Here is a 16,879-nt window from a genome sequence, read left to right as displayed (position 1 = left end):
CGACGCCCCTCATCAACTTTCGGGGCTAAACCGTCTCTGACGCTGAGTAGAGGGTGGTAAGCGCGTTGGACTAACGCTCGATCCCGTGTTTACGGAGTTTGCGATACAAGGTATTGCGGCTGACGCCTAATTGTTCGGCGCTGTGGGTCATGTGCCAGCGCTGCTCTTCCAGCACGGCCAGCAATGCGATGCGTTCAGCGTCATCCAACGGGTGCTCGCTGACCAATGTCAGCGCTGGCGCCACAACCTGTTGTCGGATGGCGATGGGCAGCTCATCCAGGCCAATATGTTGCTCATCGCACAGCGCGACCACGGTCCGCAGCACTGTGCGCAGTTGCCGAACATTCCCCGGCCAAGCGTAATTTAGCAGCGCGCGACGGGCCGACTCGTCGAGAACAACCTCCTGACCGCCCGCCTCTTCTTCCAGTAGAAAATCCAGCAACTGCGATTTATCACTTCGCTCACGCAGCGGCGGCAAGGCGACTTCCAAACCATTCAGGCGGTAATACAAATCTTCGCGAAAACTGCCGTCGGCGACCCGCTCCAGCAGATTACGGTGAGTCGCGCTAATAACCCTGACATCCACCGCATGTGGTTCGCCGCCGAGCGGTACGACCAAACGATCTTCCAGCACCCTTAATAGACGGGTTTGCAGCGCCAACGGCATGTCGCCGATTTCGTCGAGAAACAACGTACCGCCGTCGGCCTGTTGCAGCTTGCCGCGCATGCCTTCTTTGCGCGCACCGGTAAAACTGCCGCCACGGTAGCCGAACAGTTCACTTTCAATCAGGCTTTCAGGGATCGCGGCACAGTTGAGGGCCACGAACGGTTTGTCGCTGCGCAAGCTCGCTTGATGCACGGCCTTGGCAAAGGCTTCTTTACCCGAGCCGGTTTCACCATTGACCAGCAACGGCACGTCACGCTCAAAGACCCGCAACGCCCGACGAAAATCATTTTGTAAGGCGGGATCACCCAAGCAGATACCGCTTAAGCGAGCAGGGGAAGCCGGCGTTGGGGCCGGTAGCGCTTGCGGCACGCTGCGTGGCTGCCCGCGCAACAAGGCAAACAAACGCCGGCCGTCGCGTGTGCGCAGCGGCCAGGTGGCAGTGGGCTGGGTGCTGGCGCGGACGAGCAATTCATCCAGCGAACACTCAAACAAGGCGTTAACCGATTGGCCTAGCAAGTTGCCGCGACCATAGCCCAGCAGGTTCAGGGCGCTCTGATTAACCGCGCTGACACGGCCTTCGCCGTCAAATGCCATTAGCCCTTCGCTAAACAAACCGACCGACTCTGCTTGAAGATGAAAGCGCAGCAGCCATTGATCATCACAATGGTGCAAGAAGAAGCTGCGCTCGATGACCTTGGCTGACAGATTCACCAGCGCCATGGTGTGAAATTGGCTCTGCCGAGACACGTCATGCCGCGCCGACGACACATCTAGCACCGCGAGCAAATCGCCATGCGGATCGAACACCGGGCTCGCCGAGCAGGTCAGCCCGGTATGACGACCACGAAAATGTTCTTCCTGATGAATAGTTAACGACTGACGCTCGACCAGGCAGGTGCCGATGCCATTAGTGCCTTCGCACTCTTCGCTCCAGTCCGCTCCGAGCCAAAGCCCGGCGCGTTCAAAAATAGTGTGCTCAGTGGGCGCGGTCACGCAGTTAAGGATGATCCCACGGGAGTCGGTCAGCAGCACCGCGTGCCCGGCGCCCGACAGCTGCTGGTGCAGGCTGTTCATTTCGCCACCGGCCAGGCTCAGCACCTGCTGCATCCGCTCGCGGCGCTCCAGCAGTCGCCCATGTTCAAGCACCGTCGGCGCGATGGTCAGCGCGGGATCGAGATGGTGTTCCTCAAGGCAACGCAGCCAGGAGCGGGCGATCGATGGATCGCTACCGGGTCCTCGCAGATGGGTTTTGCCTTGGGCGAACGTGAGAACTTGTTGGGCATGGCGTGTCAAATGGTCGCTTTGCACTTTTTATTATTCTCCAGTGGAGTTGCTGCCAGCATCCTCCTCGACAACCTGCTTTGCAACGTAGCCCGCCCATCCGCCGAAAAGCTGTACCGGTAACGGTACAAAATGTCACGCAGTCCGTGCCGCCGATGAAACAAAAAAGCTATTTGACCATGAGCTGTACGAGCAAAACCCTTATAAACCGTGCGCTACAAGGCGCTGGCCCGACCTTTGCTCTACGCTTTATCCAAGCGCCAAAGCGCGGCTATAGTGCAAACCTCCCTAAAAAACAAAAGCCAGGAGACATTCATCATGCGTTACGCCCATCCCGGAACTGAAGGTTCTATCGTTTCCTTCAAAAGCCGTTACGGCAACTTCATCGGTGGCGAATTTGTGCCGCCGGTCAAAGGCCAATATTTCGAAAATATCTCGCCGGTCAACGGCAAACTGATTGCCCAATTCCCACGGTCCACTGCCGAAGACGTAGACAAAGCACTGGACGCCGCGCATGCCGCTGCTGATGCATGGGGCAAAACCTCGGTCCAGGCTCGCTCGCTGGTGCTGCTGAAAATCGCTGACCGTATCGAGCAAAATCTGGAACTGCTGGCCGTTACCGAAACCTGGGACAACGGCAAAGCGGTTCGTGAAACTCTGAACGCTGACATCCCGCTGGCTGTCGATCACTTCCGCTACTTCGCGGGTTGCTTGCGCGCACAAGAAGGCAGCGCCGCAGAAATCGACGGCAACACCGTGGCTTATCACATCCATGAACCCCTGGGCGTGGTTGGCCAAATCATTCCGTGGAACTTCCCATTGTTGATGGCCGCATGGAAGCTCGCACCGGCCTTGGCTGCCGGTAACTGCATCGTGATGAAACCGGCCGAGCAAACTCCGCTGGGCATTAGCGTACTGATGGAGTTGATCGGCGACTTGCTGCCACCGGGCGTGCTGAACATCGTTCAGGGTTACGGCCGCGAAGCCGGCGAAGCACTGGCAAGCAGCAAGCGCATCGCTAAAATCGCCTTCACCGGTTCGACGCCGGTGGGCTCGCACATCATGAAACTGGCAGCGGAAAACATTATTCCGTCCACCGTGGAGCTGGGCGGAAAATCGCCTAACATCTTCTTCGAAGACATCATGCAAGCCGAGCCGGAGTTCATCGACAAAGCCGCTGAAGGCATGGTGCTGGCGTTCTTCAACCAAGGCGAAGTCTGCACCTGCCCATCGCGAGCGCTGGTGCAAGAGTCGATCTACCCTGAGTTCATCAAGGCCGTACTGAAAAAGGTCGAGCAAATCAAACGCGGCGACCCGCTGGACACCGACTGCATGGTCGGCGCTCAGGCTTCAGAACAGCAATTCGACAAGATTCTCTCGTACCTGGAAATCGCCAAAGGCGAAGGCGCCGAGCTGTTGACCGGCGGCAGCGTCGAAAAACTCGAAGGCGACATGGCCGGCGGTTACTACATCCAGCCAACGCTGCTTAAAGGCAACAACAAGATGCGGGTCTTCCAGGAAGAGATCTTCGGGCCAGTGGTCAGCATCACCACATTCAAAGATGAAGCCGAAGCCATCGCCATCGCCAACGACACCCAGTTCGGCCTCGGCGCTGGCCTGTGGACCCGCGACATCAACCGCGCTTATCGCGTTGGCCGGGCACTGAAAGCCGGTCGTGTGTGGACCAACTGCTATCACCTTTACCCAGCACACGCTGCGTTCGGTGGTTACAAGAAGTCTGGTGTAGGCCGGGAAACCCACAAAGTTGCACTTGAGCATTATCAACAGACTAAAAACCTGTTGGTGAGCTACGACACTAATCCGCTGGGCTTTTTCTAAGCCCGCACTTTAAACGCTTGCTCATAACCCCCGGTCAGTTGCGGCTAGTTCGCAACTGGCGCGGGGGTTGCATGCGTTTAATCATCGAGCAGCAGTACTCGTAATTGAAAGTTCACGAAACCATCAATGCCCGCGCGAGGACTTATGACTACTACGACAACGCTCAAACCAACACTGGGTACCCTGCACTTATGGGGCATCGCAGTAGGATTGGTCATTTCCGGCGAGTATTTCGGCTGGAGTTACGGTTGGGGTGCGGCAGGGACGCTGGGTTTTTTAATCACCACGTTGATTGTCGCGACGATGTACACCTGTTTCATTTTTAGCTTTACCGAACTCACCACCGCGATTCCTCATGCTGGCGGCCCGTTTGCTTACAGCCGTCGAGCCTTTGGTGAAAAGGCCGGATTGATCGCCGGCATTGCTACCTTGATTGAATTCGTCTTTGCGCCTCCGGCCATCGCCATGGCCATTGGTGCTTACTTAAATGTGCAGTTTCCAGAACTGGACCCGAGACACGCGGCCGTCGGCGCGTACATCATCTTCATGGGCCTCAATATCTTGGGCGTCAGCATCGCTGCCACCTTTGAATTGGTGGTAACTGTATTGGCCGTTCTTGAACTGCTGGTGTTCATGGGCGTGGTCATGCCCGGTTTCAGCTTCAGTAACTTTGCCCTCAACGGTTGGTCAGGCGCTGACACCTTCAGCATTGCGTCAGTGCCAGGCATCTTCGCTGCCATCCCCTTCGCCATCTGGTTCTTCCTCGCCATCGAAGGCGCCGCCATGGCCGCCGAAGAAGCCAAAGACCCCAAGCGCACGATTCCCAAGGCTTACGTCAGCGGCATCTTGACCTTGGTGTTCCTGGCAATTGGCGTCATGGTCTTGGCCGGCGGTGTGGGGGATTGGCGCCAGCTGTCGAACATCAACGATCCGTTGCCGCAGGCGATGAAAGCCGTGGTCGGCTCCAACTCCAGCTGGATGCACATGCTGGTATGGATCGGTCTGTTCGGCTTGGTGGCAAGTTTCCACGGGATCATCCTCGGTTACTCGCGGCAGTTCTTCGCCTTGGCACGTGCCGGCTACCTGCCAAAAGGCCTGGCTAAACTTTCGCGGTTCCAGACGCCGCACCGGGCCATTCTGGCGGGCGGCGTGATCGGCATCGCCGCGATCTACAGCGACGGCCTGGTTAATTTGCAAGGCATGACCCTGACAGCCGCGATGATCACCATGTCGGTGTTTGGCGCCATCGTGATGTACATCATCAGCATGCTCAGCCTGTTCAAACTGCGCAAAACCGAACCCTTGCTAGAGCGTACCTTCCGGGCGCCGGGCTACCCAATTGTGCCTGGCATCGCGCTGTTCCTGGCGTTAGTGTGCCTGGTGGCGATGGCGTGGTTTAACGCCGTGATCGGTTTAATCTTCCTCGGCTTCATGGTGGTGGGCTTCATCTACTTCCAACTGACGGCAAAACAACGCTCCGATGCGCCAGCGGACGCTATGCTGACAGGAGTCTAAGTTGCACCTGTGCCGGGCCCGCGCCCGGCACAGGCCCCATTCAAGTGCAGGCCCGCCGCCTGGCGCGCGCTGGTAGAACCACAGGAGGACTCCGTCCATGGCTGCGTTTGCCCATACCGTCGGCGCCCAAACCTACCGTTTTGAAGATCTCAAAGAGCTGATGGCCAAGGCCAGCCCGGCACGTTCGGGGGATTTTCTGGCAGGCATCGCGGCGCTCAACGACGGCGAGCGAGTGGCCGCGCAGATGGCGCTGGCCGACACCCCGCTCAAGCATTTTCTTGAAGAAGCGCTGATTCCTTACGAAGACGATGAAGTCACCCGACTGATCATCGACACCAACGACACACTGGCATTTGCGACCGTTAGCCACCTGACCGTCGGCGGCTTTCGCGACTGGTTGCTCAGCGATCACGCCAACGAAGACAGCCTGCGCGCCCTCGCCCCTGGCCTGACCCCGGAAATGGCCGCTGCCGTGTCGAAAATCATGCGCGTGCAAGACTTGGTGCTGGTGGCACAGAAGATCCGAGTAATCACCCGTTTTCGCGGCACCATGGGCTTGCGCGGGCGCTTATCAACCCGGCTGCAACCCAATCACCCCACCGACGAACCTGCCGGAATCGCGGCCAGCATTCTTGATGGTCTGCTCTACGGCAACGGCGACGCCATGATCGGCATCAACCCGGCCACCGACAGCACGCCGTCGATCATTGCGCTGCTGGAAATGCTCGACGCGATCATCCAGCGCTATGAAATTCCGACCCAAGCCTGCGTGTTAACCCACGTCACCACCGCGATTGAAGTGATCAATCGCGGCGTCCCTCTGGACCTGGTGTTTCAATCCATCACCGGCACCGAAGCGGCCAACGCCAGTTTCGGGATCAATCTGAATGTCCTGCAAGAGGGCTACGAAGCCGGGCTGAGCCTGAATCGCGGCACCCTCGGGCAAAACCTGATGTATTTCGAGACCGGCCAAGGCAGCGCGCTGTCGGCCAACGCCCACCACGGGGTTGATCAGCAAACCTGCGAAACCCGCGCCTACGCCGTGGCCCGGCATTTCAACCCGTTTTTGGTCAACACCGTGGTCGGCTTCATCGGCCCGGAATATTTGTACAACGGCAAACAGATCATCCGCGCGGGGCTGGAAGATCACTTCTGCGGCAAGCTGTTGGGCGTGCCCATGGGTTGCGACATTTGTTACACCAACCATGCCGAAGCCGATCAAGACGACATGGACACGTTGCTGACACTGCTGGGCGTGGCCGGGATCAACTTCATCATGGGCATCCCGGGCTCCGACGACATCATGCTCAACTACCAAACCACCTCGTTTCACGATGCGTTGTATGCGCGGCAGACCCTCGGCCTGCGCCCCGCCCCGGAATACGAGGCCTGGCTGGCGAAAATGGGCATCTTCACCCAAGCCGATGGCCGCGTGCGCTTCGGTGACAGCCTGCCGCCCGCCTTTCGCCACGCGCTGGCGCACCTTGGATGAGTGAACTGACCCATGGCTGAGAAACCTGTTTTGCCCAACGACAGCCAGAATCCATGGTTGGAGTTGCGCCGCCTGACCCCGGCCCGAATCGCCCTTGGCCGCACCGGCACCAGCATACCCACCAGCGCGCAGCTGGATTTCCAATACGCCCACGCCCAGGCCCGGGACGCGGTGCATTTGCCGTTTGATCAGTCAGGGCTTAGTGCGCAACTGGCCGAACGTGGCCGCGAAACACTGCTGCTGCACAGCGCCGCGACTGATCGGAATAGTTATTTGCAGCGCCCGGACTTGGGCCGTCGCCTGGACGATGCGTCTGCCCAGCAACTGCGCGATTACGCGACAGCTCATCGCGGTGGGGTCGATGTGGCGATTGTGGTGGCCGATGGTTTGTCATCCTTGGCCGTGCATCGACACACGCTGCCGTTTTTGCAGCGGATGGAAGAACAAACTGCCGCCGAAGGCTGGTCGCTGTCTCCGGTGATATTGGTGGAGCAAGGCCGAGTGGCCGTGGCCGATGAAATCGGTGAACTGCTCAGCGCAAAAATGGTGGTTATCCTGATTGGTGAACGCCCCGGCCTCAGCTCTCCCGACAGCCTGGGCCTGTATTTCACCTACGGCCCTAAAGTCGGCCTGACCGACGCGGCCCGCAATTGCATTTCCAACGTGCGCCTGGAAGGGTTGAGTTACGGCTTGGCAGCCCATCGTTTGCTTTATTTGATGCGTGAAGCCTGTCGACGGCAACTGTCCGGGGTCAGCCTGAAGGACGAGGCGCAGCTTCATACGTTGGAATCAGACCCTTCGGCACCCTCAAAAGGCAACTTCCTGCTGGCGAAACCTAACGACTGAACACCATTGGATTGCGCTTTCTAAAAGCTTTAGGCAGCATCGAAACCGACTGGCCCAGCCCGTTGACATGCCATCCCTCTCATTGCAGTGAAGTTGAGGCCCAATATGCGGATTATTCAAGCCACCCTCGAGCACCTGGACCTGTTGACTCCGCTGTTCGTCAAATACCGTGAGTTCTACGGCGAACTGTCCTACCCCGATTCGTCCCGCGCTTTTTTGGAAAAACGCCTGCGCCGCAAAGAGTCGGTGATTTACCTGGCATTGCACGATGACGACGATAAAAAGGTGCTCGGCTTCTGCCAGCTTTATCCGAGTTTTTCATCGCTGTCGCTCAAGCGCGTGTGGATCCTCAACGACATCTACGTCGCCGAAGACGCCCGCCGTCAGTTAGTCGCCGATCACCTGCTGAAAGTCGCGAAGAAAATGGCCAAAGACACCCAGGCCGTGCGCATGCGGGTACTCACCAGCAGCAACAACGAAGTGGCGCAGAAAACCTATGAGTCCATCGGGTTCAAGGTCGACACCCAGTTTGTTAACTACGTGTTGCCTATCAGCGAGGATTGAACCTTGTAGGAGGGCAACGTCTTCGACGCCGAAAGACTCACGCGCAGTTCATTCTGTGGGAGCAGGCTTGCCTGCGAAGAGGCCCGTCACCGCACCGCTGATGTCGATCTGAAACCTGGGTCGCCTGCAATTACGCTTTCGTTGGCAAGCCACCCCCCACAGGGACCTCGGCAGATCTGGAATAGCAAAGGGGTTAATGCGGAGGTTCGGTTACGGCGCTTCGCGAACACGTTAACTACTAGAAAGACAAGTGCGGGGCGAAACATCCCGACACGCTCGGCGACAAACTGTTCCGGCAAAGCCCCGCTCGCCCCCTATAATGCAGCCCTTGCAGTCTCTTCCCTTTTAAGCGCGCGACCCCGACCGGGTCATGTACACAGGTGCCGCACATGGAATTCAACCCGATTGACGTTATTTTGCATCTCGATGTCTACCTCGACATGCTCGTGACCAACTACGGCACCTGGATCTACGCGATCCTGTTTTTGGTGATTTTTTGCGAAACCGGGCTGGTGGTCATGCCCTTTCTGCCTGGCGATTCGTTGCTGTTCATCGCCGGCGCAGTGGCAGCGGGCGGCGGCATGGACCCGGTTCTGCTGGCGGGCTTATTGATGCTGGCGGCAATACTTGGCGACAGCACCAACTACATCGTCGGCCGAACGGTGGGCGAAAAGTTATTCAGCAATCCGAATTCGAAAATCTTCCGTCGCGATTACCTGAACCAAACCCACGATTTCTACGAACGCCACGGTGGCAAAACCGTCACGCTGGCGCGCTTTCTGCCGATCATCCGCACCTTCGCGCCTTTCGTAGCGGGTGTCGGCAAAATGCCCTACCCCCGGTTTTTCTTCTTCAGCGTACTGGGCACCGTCGCTTGGGTCGGCGGGCTGGTGACGCTGGGCTACTTCTTCGGCAACGTGCCGTTCATCAAAAAGAACCTGTCGTTGTTGGTCGTCGCAATCATCCTTGTGTCCCTGCTGCCCATGATCATTGGCGTGGTGCGTGGCCGTCTGGCCGCGCGCTCAGCCAACGCGCGCTGATTCCCGATGTGGTCTCTCAGCGCGTGGCACCGACGCCGGATCATCGACCAGCACCCGGTCAATCCCGAGGTCTGGAATCGCGTGCTGCAGCGGCTGGCGATTCTCGACGGGCTGACCGACGAACAGCATCAGCAGCTGCTTGAAAGCAGCGTGTTGTTCCTGCAAGACAAACACCTGACGGCTTTGCCCGGCGTTGAACTCAATCAAGAGCAGCGCCTGTTTCTCGCCGCTCAGGCACAACTGCCGCTGCTTAACCTTGGCGATCTGAACTGGTACCGAGGTTTTCATGAGTTGGTGCTGTACCCCGGCGACTTCGTTAGCCCGCAACGCCATCGCGATGCCAGCGGCGTTGAACATGAGTGGGATGGCAAGCACAGCGGCGAAGCCTGGTCTCAAGGCCCGGTGATTCTGGCCTGGCCGGGCGTTTTATCCAGCGGCGGTTGGAACGCCTCCAACCTGGTCATCCACGAGCTGGCGCACAAACTCGACATGCTCAACGGATCGGCCGACGGTTTTCCACCGCTGCACAGCGACATGCGCAACAGCGACTGGGCCAGCGCTATGCAAAGCGCCTACGACCACCTCAATCAGCAACTGGACCATCATCCGCACAGCCCACCGGCGATTGATCCGTATGCGGCGGAAAACCCGGCTGAGTTTTTTGCGGTCACCAGTGAATACTTTTTCAGCGGCCCGGATATGCTGTTCAAAGCATTCCCGGCTGTCTATGAACAGCTAAAAGCCTTCTACCGTCAGGACACCCTTGGCCGCCTGCACCAACTTCGGCGCAATCATCACGCGTACAACAATCACGACTAAAGTCTAGGGTCCAGAGGCCCATTGCCATGCGTGGCAACGGCCGATGAATATGCCTATAATCGCGGCCACTTTTTGATCTTCTGATCAAAGCCTGACTGGTTAACTACGGGGGCAACGCCCAATGAGCTACAGCAAAATTCCGGCTGGCAAAGACCTGCCGAACGACATCTACGTCGCGATCGAAATTCCGGCCAACCACGCGCCGATCAAATACGAAATCGACAAAGAAACCGATTGCCTGTTCGTTGACCGTTTCATGGCCACCCCGATGTTTTACCCGGCCAACTACGGTTTTATTCCGAACACCCTGGCTGACGACGGCGACCCTCTTGACGTGCTGGTCGTGACGCCTTATCCGGTCACCCCGGGTTCGGTCATCCGCGCCCGCCCGGTCGGCATCCTGCACATGACCGACGACGGCGGCGGCGATGCCAAAGTCATCGCAGTCCCGCACGACAAACTGTCTCAACTCTACGTTGACGTCAAAGAGTACACCGACCTGCCTCCTCTGCTGCTTGAGCAAATCAAGCACTTCTTCGAGAACTACAAGGATCTCGAAAAAGGCAAATGGGTGAAGATCGAAGGGTGGGGCGATGCTGAAGCTGCCCGCACTGAAATCATGAAGTCGGTCGCCGCGTTTAAAGGCTGATCAACGACATAAAAAAGCCTCGGTTCTCCTGCCTGGAAGCCGAGGCTTTTTTACACGTGGGATTTAATTGTTTACTCATTAGGAAACACTCCGGGAAACCCCTTACATATCAGTGCGGCAACTGTAGTCCTAGCACTCATAACCTCGTTTGATCCACCTCTCATTTGAACACCTCGTTTATTTAAACAGCCTGTCGACCTCCGTAAACTTGCGTTATGAATACATCAGGTGACCGCTTACGCGCCCTCCTTCGGGAGTGCCATCTCTCTGCGACAGACTTCGCTGCCAACCGCAACGTGACGCCACAGCACGTGAATAATTGGTTCAAGCGCGGCATCCCCATGGCGCGTCTGGGAGAAGTGGCTGAACTATTGACCGTCAACCCGCGATGGCTGCGCTCGGGAGAAGGCCCCAAACATCCCGGCGACACCTTCGACGAGACAAGCATCGCCAACCCTGATGGCGAAGCCCACCACAACGCCGAGGACGTGCAATTGCCGCTCCTTGAGGAAATAGAGGCGGCTCAAGGATTAGGCCAAACCATCGTTGCCGAAGCGCCAGGGCGGAAAATTCGCCTGCCACTACGCACCCTGCAAACCATGAGCATCGAACCCGGCAACGCCGCCTGCGCTCAGATGGTCGGCAACAGCATGGCCGAGAAAATCCAGGCCGGCTCCATCATCGGCATCGACCGCGGCCTGACCCAAATCATCGACGGCGAAATGTACGCCCTCGAACACGACGGCATGCTCCGTGTGAAATACCTTTATCGACTCGCTGGAGGGTCCCTCAGACTGCGCAGCCACAACAGCGGCGAGTACCCCGACGAGGTATTTGCAGCCGAACAAATCCAGCAACAGAATATTCGGGTGCTGGGATGGGTTTTTTGGTGGTCCACATTAAACACTCGCCGACGACCGGTATCGTTTCGGTGAAGATGTTAAACGGTGTGTTGAAAGATGGGTGCGGAAGTCGAGACTCACCGCAAATTGTATGGCTCTGTAAGAGCCAACTTGTTGGCGAAAGGCCGTTATGCAATGGAGCTGATGAATGCCCGTTGAAAGAGGAAAACGCCAATTCAGCCAACCCGATGCACATAAATGCTAGGCATCAACCCTGATCCCCAGTATCATGCGCGCCACGTTTTACTCGAAGCGAACGACCTGTTTGCCTCGCACCTATTCAGTCGCCCCCGCTGCGGAGCGCACATTTGAAGGCGGTTGCGGTTTACCAAAAATGAACCAAACCCGTCCACGAGAAGCCGGCCACAAGCCGGCTTTTTAATGTCTTTTTGAAAGCCACTCTCATCTACTGAAAACCGCGAGAGACTTGCTAGGTCAAGGGTTTCAGCCTATTTTCGTTCCTGTGACTTCCGTTTTGAACCACCCTCTTCCACGGCAAAGTGGGGGAACCGGTGGGGGAACTGAGGGTAGCAAAATGGGCAAGCTGACCGCGAAACAAGTCGAAAATCTGACCGACCCAGGAACCTATGAAGACGGCGATGGATTACGCATGGTCATCAAGGACTCAGGTCGAAAATTTTGGGTGCTGCGCTTCCAGCTACACGGCAAACGGCGAGAGATGGGGTTGGGTGGCTATCCTCAACTCGACCTGAAAAAAGCCCGCGCAGCCGCGTATGAACATAAAGTCCAGATCCTCAACGGCACAGATCCCCTAGCAAAACGACAGGCTGAACAAGCCGCTCAACGGGAAGCTGAACGCCGAGAACTGGCGCAGCTGATTACCTTTGAGAGACTGGCCACCGACTATCGAGATGCCCATGGTTCGAGCTGGTCGGAGAAATGGCGAAAGGGCTGGCTGAGGAAACTCGAGCTCTATGCTTTCCCTACGATAGGGAAGTTGTCAGCCGACCAGGTCGAGAGCAAACACCTGATCAAGGCCCTGCAACCACTTTGGGCAACCAAAACGCGGACGGCTGACGAAGTACGTGGGCAAATCGAACAAATCCTGGATGCCGCCAGAGCCCGAGGTCTCAGGACTGGAGAGAATCCGGCACGCTGGCGCGGCCACCTGGAAAACCTGCTCAGCCGGCATGAGAAGAAGAAAACACGCAAACGCCTGCATCATCCCGCGCTGAATTGGCATGACCTGTCGAAGCTCATGGAAGCCTTGCGTAAGGACACCAGCCACGTTCTGTTGCAGCTCAGTTACTGATCCTAACTGGCGCTCGCTCACACATGGTCCGATTCGCGCGTTGGGATGAATTCGACCTTGAGTCCGGTCGCTGGTCTTTGCCCGACGAACGAATGAAGACCCGCCAGGCTTCGCGATCCCTCTGGCGCCAGAGGTCGTCTCACTACTCAAGAATCTTCCCAAGATCGGCCGCGAAAGCCCTTATGTATTTCCAGGGAGTGGTCGTAGCGGCGTCATGCATGCCAACGGCATTCGTAACCTATTGCACGGGCTCGGTTACGAAAGCATCACTCGCCACGGATTCCGCTCAACGTTCCGCGACTGGGCGGGCGAGCAGACCAGTTTCCCTCGAGAGATTTGTGAACTGTCACTGGCTCATGATCAGCGAGGTGAAACCGAAAGCGCTTACTCACGATCTGACTTCTTCCAAAAGCGTCGAGAGCTGATGATGGTTTGGGCTCAGTACGCTACATCCAAAGGTGGCAGCGATAGTGAGATTATCCGGAACGACGCAGGGACGCGCTAATGATCAAGTTTAGCGGTTGAACTGCCAGGATTTCCCTAAACGAAGAGTGAGCAATTGGATGGTCAGCAGAACGTAATAGCGCGTAGATTCCGCGTGCAGGTTCACGTGGTGCTTTAAAAACCATGCGAGATGCTTTTGCTGCCAAGTCCATGAATTGTCACGTTGCCAGCGCTCAGCTATCGCTGTTTGGATAGCCTTCGCCTGACGGAGGTGACGTTGACGGGTGGTTTGCGACCCGGTCAGGCCGCTCACCAGGAACAGTTCAATACCGAATGGCTTGCTCACGCTCGACCACCAATGTAAGCCGAAACCACGTCAATACGTCCGTGCCCCAGTTCGTGGCTGACTTGTTCTCGAGCCTCTTGATCGAGGCGTTGGTCGAGCTGGTATCACTTGCCTCCGTTAATGGGGGCGGGATGATGGGTAATCTGCTCATAGCGTTCGCACGCATAGGCCGCCCGCAATTCGTGGAAGCCTTTGAGGTTGTTCGCTTCACGGGGAGTGCGATCTCGCTTGAGTTCAATCAGCACCAAATTTCCGTCAGGAGCAATCGCCAATAGATCGATGCGGCCGCCCATGCCTGTGTTTTCTTGTCTGCCTATCAGCATCCACTCATCCGAGAGAATGCTTGGGGAGCTGATGATCATCTCTTCCAGCAGCTGCTCGCTGGCCAATCGACTTTGGCGCAGCTTGTTCGGTGCAAGGCCGACGGTCCAGACGTCCGTTTTGATAGGCAAGTTGTGAGTCCTTGGGAATTTTCATCGGCGAAATTGAAAACATGGTGATTGCTGCCTTGGTGATTGGTCAAGGCGACCCTGGTGACGCCGGTATCGACGGTATTATGTCGATCGACAAGCTGGGGCTTGGGAAGTTCTACGTTCAGTCCAAGCGCTGGCGAATCATGAGGTGGTCACGACACCACAATTGTTGCGATTACTTGCACTGGATCGTGATTACTTTGACGAAGAGTGAAACGTGCATTTTCTGGCGAACAGGCGAATCTCACATCGCATTTGCGGATCCGAATAGTGGCACAATACAGTCACAGGGAATGTTTTACCAACCCCTACTGAATGAAGGTTGCCGTTAGCTAACTCGGAAAAACGTAGGGCTGAAGCCTGCTCAGATAGGTGCATAGGTCAAGGAGACCAACATGCCGGACGTCAGAAACATCAAGGAACAAAAGCTTCTCTACCACCTCACCTCGGTTGAAAACCTCAATGGCATTTTTCAGGAAGGCTTGAAACCTCGCGCCGACCTCACCGTCTTCGCAGACGTAGCAGACAGTGAAATTCTGAAGAAGCGCCAAGCCCTCGAGCTTAACCGCTATGTGCCCTTTCATTGGTTTGCTGCAAATCCTTTTGATGGAAGCGTGCAGATCAACAGACCGAAATCAAAATTTGTACTGATCTCGGTGTACCGATCATTTGCAAAACAAAACGGTTGGAAGGTCATTCCTCGCCACCCACTGGCAAACGATGAAATTCAGCTACTTGACTACGACAAAGGCTTCGAAACCATCAGATGGGAGGTCATGAGTACTCGGGACTATCAGGACTTCGATTGCAAAAGCATCTGCATGGCAGAATGCCTCGCGCCTGGTATCGTCGCGCCGAAAGACTTTTCTATGCTTTTTGTCCCAAATTCTGAGGTCGAGAGGCTCTGCACGGAAAAAATGCGCGAGGCAGGTGTTAAGGTACGTCTCACCGTGAATCCGGGGATGTTTCGTAAATGATCTACAGCAGACTGAATCCAGAGAAGGCTCTGATTTGGCGTATCGTCCATCGCGATAACCTGCCTTGGATTCTGGACAACGGTCTGCACTGCGCAAATTCGGACGTGCAGGCACCGCAGTACGTGAACATTGGCAACACTGACTTGATAGACAAGCGCCGATCCCGACACGTCCCGATAGCACCGGGGAGGGTACTGGCCGACTACGTACCCTTCTATTTCACCCCCTTCTCTGTGATGATGAAAAACATTCATTCTGGGTGGAGTGTTCAGCAGCGCAGCAACGACGAGATCGTAATTCTGGTCTCCAGCCTGTACCGCGTCGAACAGCTTGGCCTACCGTTCGTCTTCACAAACGCACATGCCTACCCGGATTGGACAAACTATTACAGTGATCTGGCGAATCTTGGCGAGATCGATTGGCCGATCCTTCAGCGGCGTGACTTCAAACGTGATCCTGATGACCCTCGAAAGATGGAGCGTTATCAGGCCGAAGCGCTGATTCACCATCACCTACCGATTACAGGACTCCTTGGCATCATGTGCTACACCGATGCGATGAAAGAACGCATAGAGCAGGACGTCGCCGCTAGAGGTCTGAGGTTGTCTGTTCATGCGCGTCCGGGATGGTATTTCCAATGATCAGATTTACCCAAGGTAACCTTCTGGAAGCCAAGACCGAAGCCCTCGTCAACACAGTGAATACCGTTGGCGTGATGGGTAAAGGTATCGCGCTGATGTTCAAAGAGCGCTTCGCGGAGAATTACCGTCTGTACTCAGCTGCCTGCAAGGCTGGTGAAGTGGAGACAGGCAAAGTTCACGTGACTGCAGTCAACGAACTGGAAGGCCCCCGCTGGATCGTAAACTTCCCTACCAAACGTCACTGGCGATCACCTTCGCAGATGGCTTGGGTGACGGAAGGCTTGCATGATCTGCGCCGTTTTTTGATTGAAAATCAGGTCAAGTCTGTGGCCGTCCCACCGCTGGGCGCCGGTAACGGTGGCTTGAAATGGCCTGAAGTCCGCGAGCAGATTATTGCTGTGTTGAGTGATTTGGATTTGGATGTCTTAGTGTTCGAACCTTCCAGCCAGTATCTGAATGTCGCCAAACGTAGCGGAGTGGAAAAGCTCACGCCTGCTCGCGCGCTCATTGCCGAATTGGTTCGACGCTATTGGGTTTTAGGTATGGAATGCAGCCTGCTTGAGATTCAGAAGCTGGCCTGGTTCCTGGAGCGCGCCATAGAAAAGCTGCCGGACACCGAGAACCCTTTGAACCTTAAGTTCAAAGCTCATAAATACGGTCCGTATGCCAATCGATTGGAGCATCTGCTCAATAATCTTGATGGCAGCTATCTGCATTGCGACAAACGCATCAGTGATGCAGGAATCAATGATGTGATCTGGTTTGACGAAGAGCGTAAATCCTTTCTGCAAACCTATCTCAAAACAGAAGCCAAGGAATATTCCCGAGCGTTGGAGCGCACCGTCGAGTTGATCGATGGCTTTGAGTCGCCCTTTGGCATGGAGTTATTGGCAACGGTTGATTGGTTGCTGAGCCAGGGAGGGGTTTCCCCGACTGTCCCGGCTGTGCGCGAAGCGTTGAGGCATTGGGATGGGGGAGCCGCTGCTGCCTCTCGCAAAAGCAAGCTGTTTGACGATCAGGCGCTTGATATTGCGCTGAAACGCCTTACCTCCAGTAGTTTCAGGCCTGAGATGGCTACCTGCTAGGGGATGTCAGCTTTTTGTGCAGACTG

15 protein-coding genes and 3 pseudogenes are annotated in these 16,879 nt (G+C 56.4%); 14 read left to right on the top strand and 4 right to left on the bottom strand.

Going from position 1 to position 16,879, the window contains the following annotated elements; translation table 11 throughout:
- Nucleotides 1-70: 70 nt before the first annotated feature.
- Nucleotides 71-1,975 (bottom strand): sigma-54-dependent Fis family transcriptional regulator, encoded by a 1,905-nt coding sequence (locus RHM59_RS20095; protein ID WP_322285259.1) that lies wholly within the window; start codon nt 1,973-1,975, stop codon nt 71-73.
- Between the two features lie 291 nt (nt 1,976-2,266).
- Between RHM59_RS20095 and RHM59_RS20090 the strand changes: the two genes are divergently transcribed.
- The 10 genes and pseudogenes from RHM59_RS20090 (at nt 2,267) to RHM59_RS20045 (ending at nt 13,392) form a co-directional block, all read left to right on the top strand.
- The gene (locus tag RHM59_RS20090) at nt 2,267-3,787 is read left to right on the top strand and encodes an aldehyde dehydrogenase family protein (protein ID WP_322285258.1); all 1,521 of its coding nucleotides are present in this window, start codon (nt 2,267-2,269) and stop codon (nt 3,785-3,787) included.
- A gap of 144 nt (nt 3,788-3,931) precedes the next feature.
- A complete protein-coding gene (gene eat / locus RHM59_RS20085) occupies nt 3,932-5,302 on the top strand; it encodes an ethanolamine permease (protein ID WP_322166223.1) in 1,371 nt (456 codons plus the stop codon).
- A gap of 97 nt (nt 5,303-5,399) precedes the next feature.
- Entirely contained in the window at nt 5,400-6,794 is a 1,395-nt protein-coding gene (locus RHM59_RS20080; protein WP_322285257.1) for an ethanolamine ammonia-lyase subunit EutB, read from the top strand.
- Nucleotides 6,795-6,806: 12 nt separating this feature from the next.
- The gene (eutC, locus tag RHM59_RS20075; protein ID WP_322166225.1) at nt 6,807-7,640 is read left to right on the top strand and encodes an ethanolamine ammonia-lyase subunit EutC; all 834 of its coding nucleotides are present in this window, start codon (nt 6,807-6,809) and stop codon (nt 7,638-7,640) included.
- 105 nt (nt 7,641-7,745) lie between these two features.
- A complete protein-coding gene (locus RHM59_RS20070) occupies nt 7,746-8,204 on the top strand; it encodes a GNAT family N-acetyltransferase (RefSeq protein ID WP_322166226.1) in 459 nt (152 codons plus the stop codon).
- Nucleotides 8,205-8,593: 389 nt separating this feature from the next.
- The gene (locus RHM59_RS20065) at nt 8,594-9,244 is read left to right on the top strand and encodes a DedA family protein (RefSeq protein ID WP_322166227.1); all 651 of its coding nucleotides are present in this window, start codon (nt 8,594-8,596) and stop codon (nt 9,242-9,244) included.
- A gap of 6 nt (nt 9,245-9,250) precedes the next feature.
- Entirely contained in the window at nt 9,251-10,063 is an 813-nt protein-coding gene (locus RHM59_RS20060) for a M90 family metallopeptidase (RefSeq protein ID WP_322285256.1), read from the top strand.
- A 121-nt stretch (nt 10,064-10,184) separates the two neighbouring features.
- Entirely contained in the window at nt 10,185-10,712 is a 528-nt protein-coding gene (gene ppa, locus RHM59_RS20055; protein WP_219062705.1) for an inorganic diphosphatase, read from the top strand.
- Between the two features lie 215 nt (nt 10,713-10,927).
- On the top strand, nt 10,928-11,647 hold the full coding sequence (locus RHM59_RS20050; protein WP_322285255.1) for a helix-turn-helix transcriptional regulator: 720 nt from the start codon (nt 10,928-10,930) through the stop codon (nt 11,645-11,647).
- 502 nt (nt 11,648-12,149) lie between these two features.
- Nucleotides 12,150-13,392, top strand: a pseudogene (locus RHM59_RS20045) (tyrosine-type recombinase/integrase).
- 9 nt (nt 13,393-13,401) lie between these two features.
- Here the strand turns inward: RHM59_RS20045 and RHM59_RS20040 are convergent.
- The 3 genes and pseudogenes from RHM59_RS20040 to RHM59_RS20035 form a co-directional block, all read right to left on the bottom strand.
- Nucleotides 13,402-13,677, bottom strand: coding sequence for a hypothetical protein (locus RHM59_RS20040; RefSeq protein ID WP_322166230.1), 276 nt, complete (start codon nt 13,675-13,677; stop codon nt 13,402-13,404).
- Nucleotides 13,674-13,880: pseudogene (locus RHM59_RS25585) on the bottom strand (integrase); the annotation flags it as partial. The pseudogene RHM59_RS25585 and the gene RHM59_RS20040, both read right to left, overlap by 4 nt.
- Nucleotides 13,881-13,883: 3 nt before the next feature.
- Nucleotides 13,884-14,129: pseudogene (locus tag RHM59_RS20035) on the bottom strand (nuclease); the annotation flags it as partial.
- 41 nt (nt 14,130-14,170) lie between these two features.
- Here RHM59_RS20035 and RHM59_RS20030 point away from each other — a divergent pair.
- From RHM59_RS20030 to RHM59_RS20015, 4 genes are all read left to right on the top strand, one after another.
- A complete protein-coding gene (locus tag RHM59_RS20030) occupies nt 14,171-14,482 on the top strand; it encodes a restriction endonuclease (protein WP_322286728.1) in 312 nt (103 codons plus the stop codon).
- Nucleotides 14,483-14,545: 63 nt separating this feature from the next.
- Nucleotides 14,546-15,127, top strand: a complete 582-nt coding sequence (locus RHM59_RS20025; protein ID WP_322285254.1) for a DarT ssDNA thymidine ADP-ribosyltransferase family protein — start codon at nt 14,546-14,548, stop codon at nt 15,125-15,127.
- A complete protein-coding gene (locus RHM59_RS20020) occupies nt 15,124-15,768 on the top strand; it encodes a DUF4433 domain-containing protein (RefSeq protein WP_322166232.1) in 645 nt (214 codons plus the stop codon). The genes RHM59_RS20025 and RHM59_RS20020 overlap by 4 nt, the downstream gene beginning before the upstream one ends.
- Entirely contained in the window at nt 15,765-16,853 is a 1,089-nt protein-coding gene (locus tag RHM59_RS20015; protein ID WP_322285253.1) for a macro domain-containing protein, read from the top strand. The genes RHM59_RS20020 and RHM59_RS20015 overlap by 4 nt, the downstream gene beginning before the upstream one ends.
- Nucleotides 16,854-16,879: the final 26 nt, after the last annotated feature.

The sequence above is a fragment of the Pseudomonas sp. MH10 genome (assembly GCF_034353045.1).
Lineage (GTDB): Bacteria > Pseudomonadota > Gammaproteobacteria > Pseudomonadales > Pseudomonadaceae > Aquipseudomonas.
The sequence above is the reverse complement of the archived record's forward strand: the minus strand, read 5'-3'. Positions and strand labels throughout refer to the sequence as shown.

Excerpts from the sequence above, each read along its gene's own strand:
- RHM59_RS20065 (WP_322166227.1), top strand. The coding sequence starts at position 8,594 with ATGGAATTCAACCCGATTGACGTTATTTTGCATCTCGATGTCTACCTC.
- RHM59_RS20025 (WP_322285254.1), top strand. The coding sequence starts at position 14,546 with ATGCCGGACGTCAGAAACATCAAGGAACAAAAGCTTCTCTACCACCTC.
- RHM59_RS20060 (WP_322285256.1), top strand. The coding sequence starts at position 9,251 with ATGTGGTCTCTCAGCGCGTGGCACCGACGCCGGATCATCGACCAGCAC.
- eutC (WP_322166225.1), top strand. The coding sequence starts at position 6,807 with ATGGCTGAGAAACCTGTTTTGCCCAACGACAGCCAGAATCCATGGTTG.
- RHM59_RS20070 (WP_322166226.1), top strand. The coding sequence starts at position 7,746 with ATGCGGATTATTCAAGCCACCCTCGAGCACCTGGACCTGTTGACTCCG.
- RHM59_RS20020 (WP_322166232.1), top strand. The coding sequence starts at position 15,124 with ATGATCTACAGCAGACTGAATCCAGAGAAGGCTCTGATTTGGCGTATC.
- RHM59_RS20050 (WP_322285255.1), top strand. The coding sequence starts at position 10,928 with ATGAATACATCAGGTGACCGCTTACGCGCCCTCCTTCGGGAGTGCCAT.
- RHM59_RS20080 (WP_322285257.1), top strand. The coding sequence starts at position 5,400 with ATGGCTGCGTTTGCCCATACCGTCGGCGCCCAAACCTACCGTTTTGAA.
- RHM59_RS20015 (WP_322285253.1), top strand. The coding sequence starts at position 15,765 with ATGATCAGATTTACCCAAGGTAACCTTCTGGAAGCCAAGACCGAAGCC.
- RHM59_RS20090 (WP_322285258.1), top strand. The coding sequence starts at position 2,267 with ATGCGTTACGCCCATCCCGGAACTGAAGGTTCTATCGTTTCCTTCAAA.
- RHM59_RS20030 (WP_322286728.1), top strand. The coding sequence starts at position 14,171 with ATGGTGATTGCTGCCTTGGTGATTGGTCAAGGCGACCCTGGTGACGCC.
- eat (WP_322166223.1), top strand. The coding sequence starts at position 3,932 with ATGACTACTACGACAACGCTCAAACCAACACTGGGTACCCTGCACTTA.
- ppa (WP_219062705.1), top strand. The coding sequence starts at position 10,185 with ATGAGCTACAGCAAAATTCCGGCTGGCAAAGACCTGCCGAACGACATC.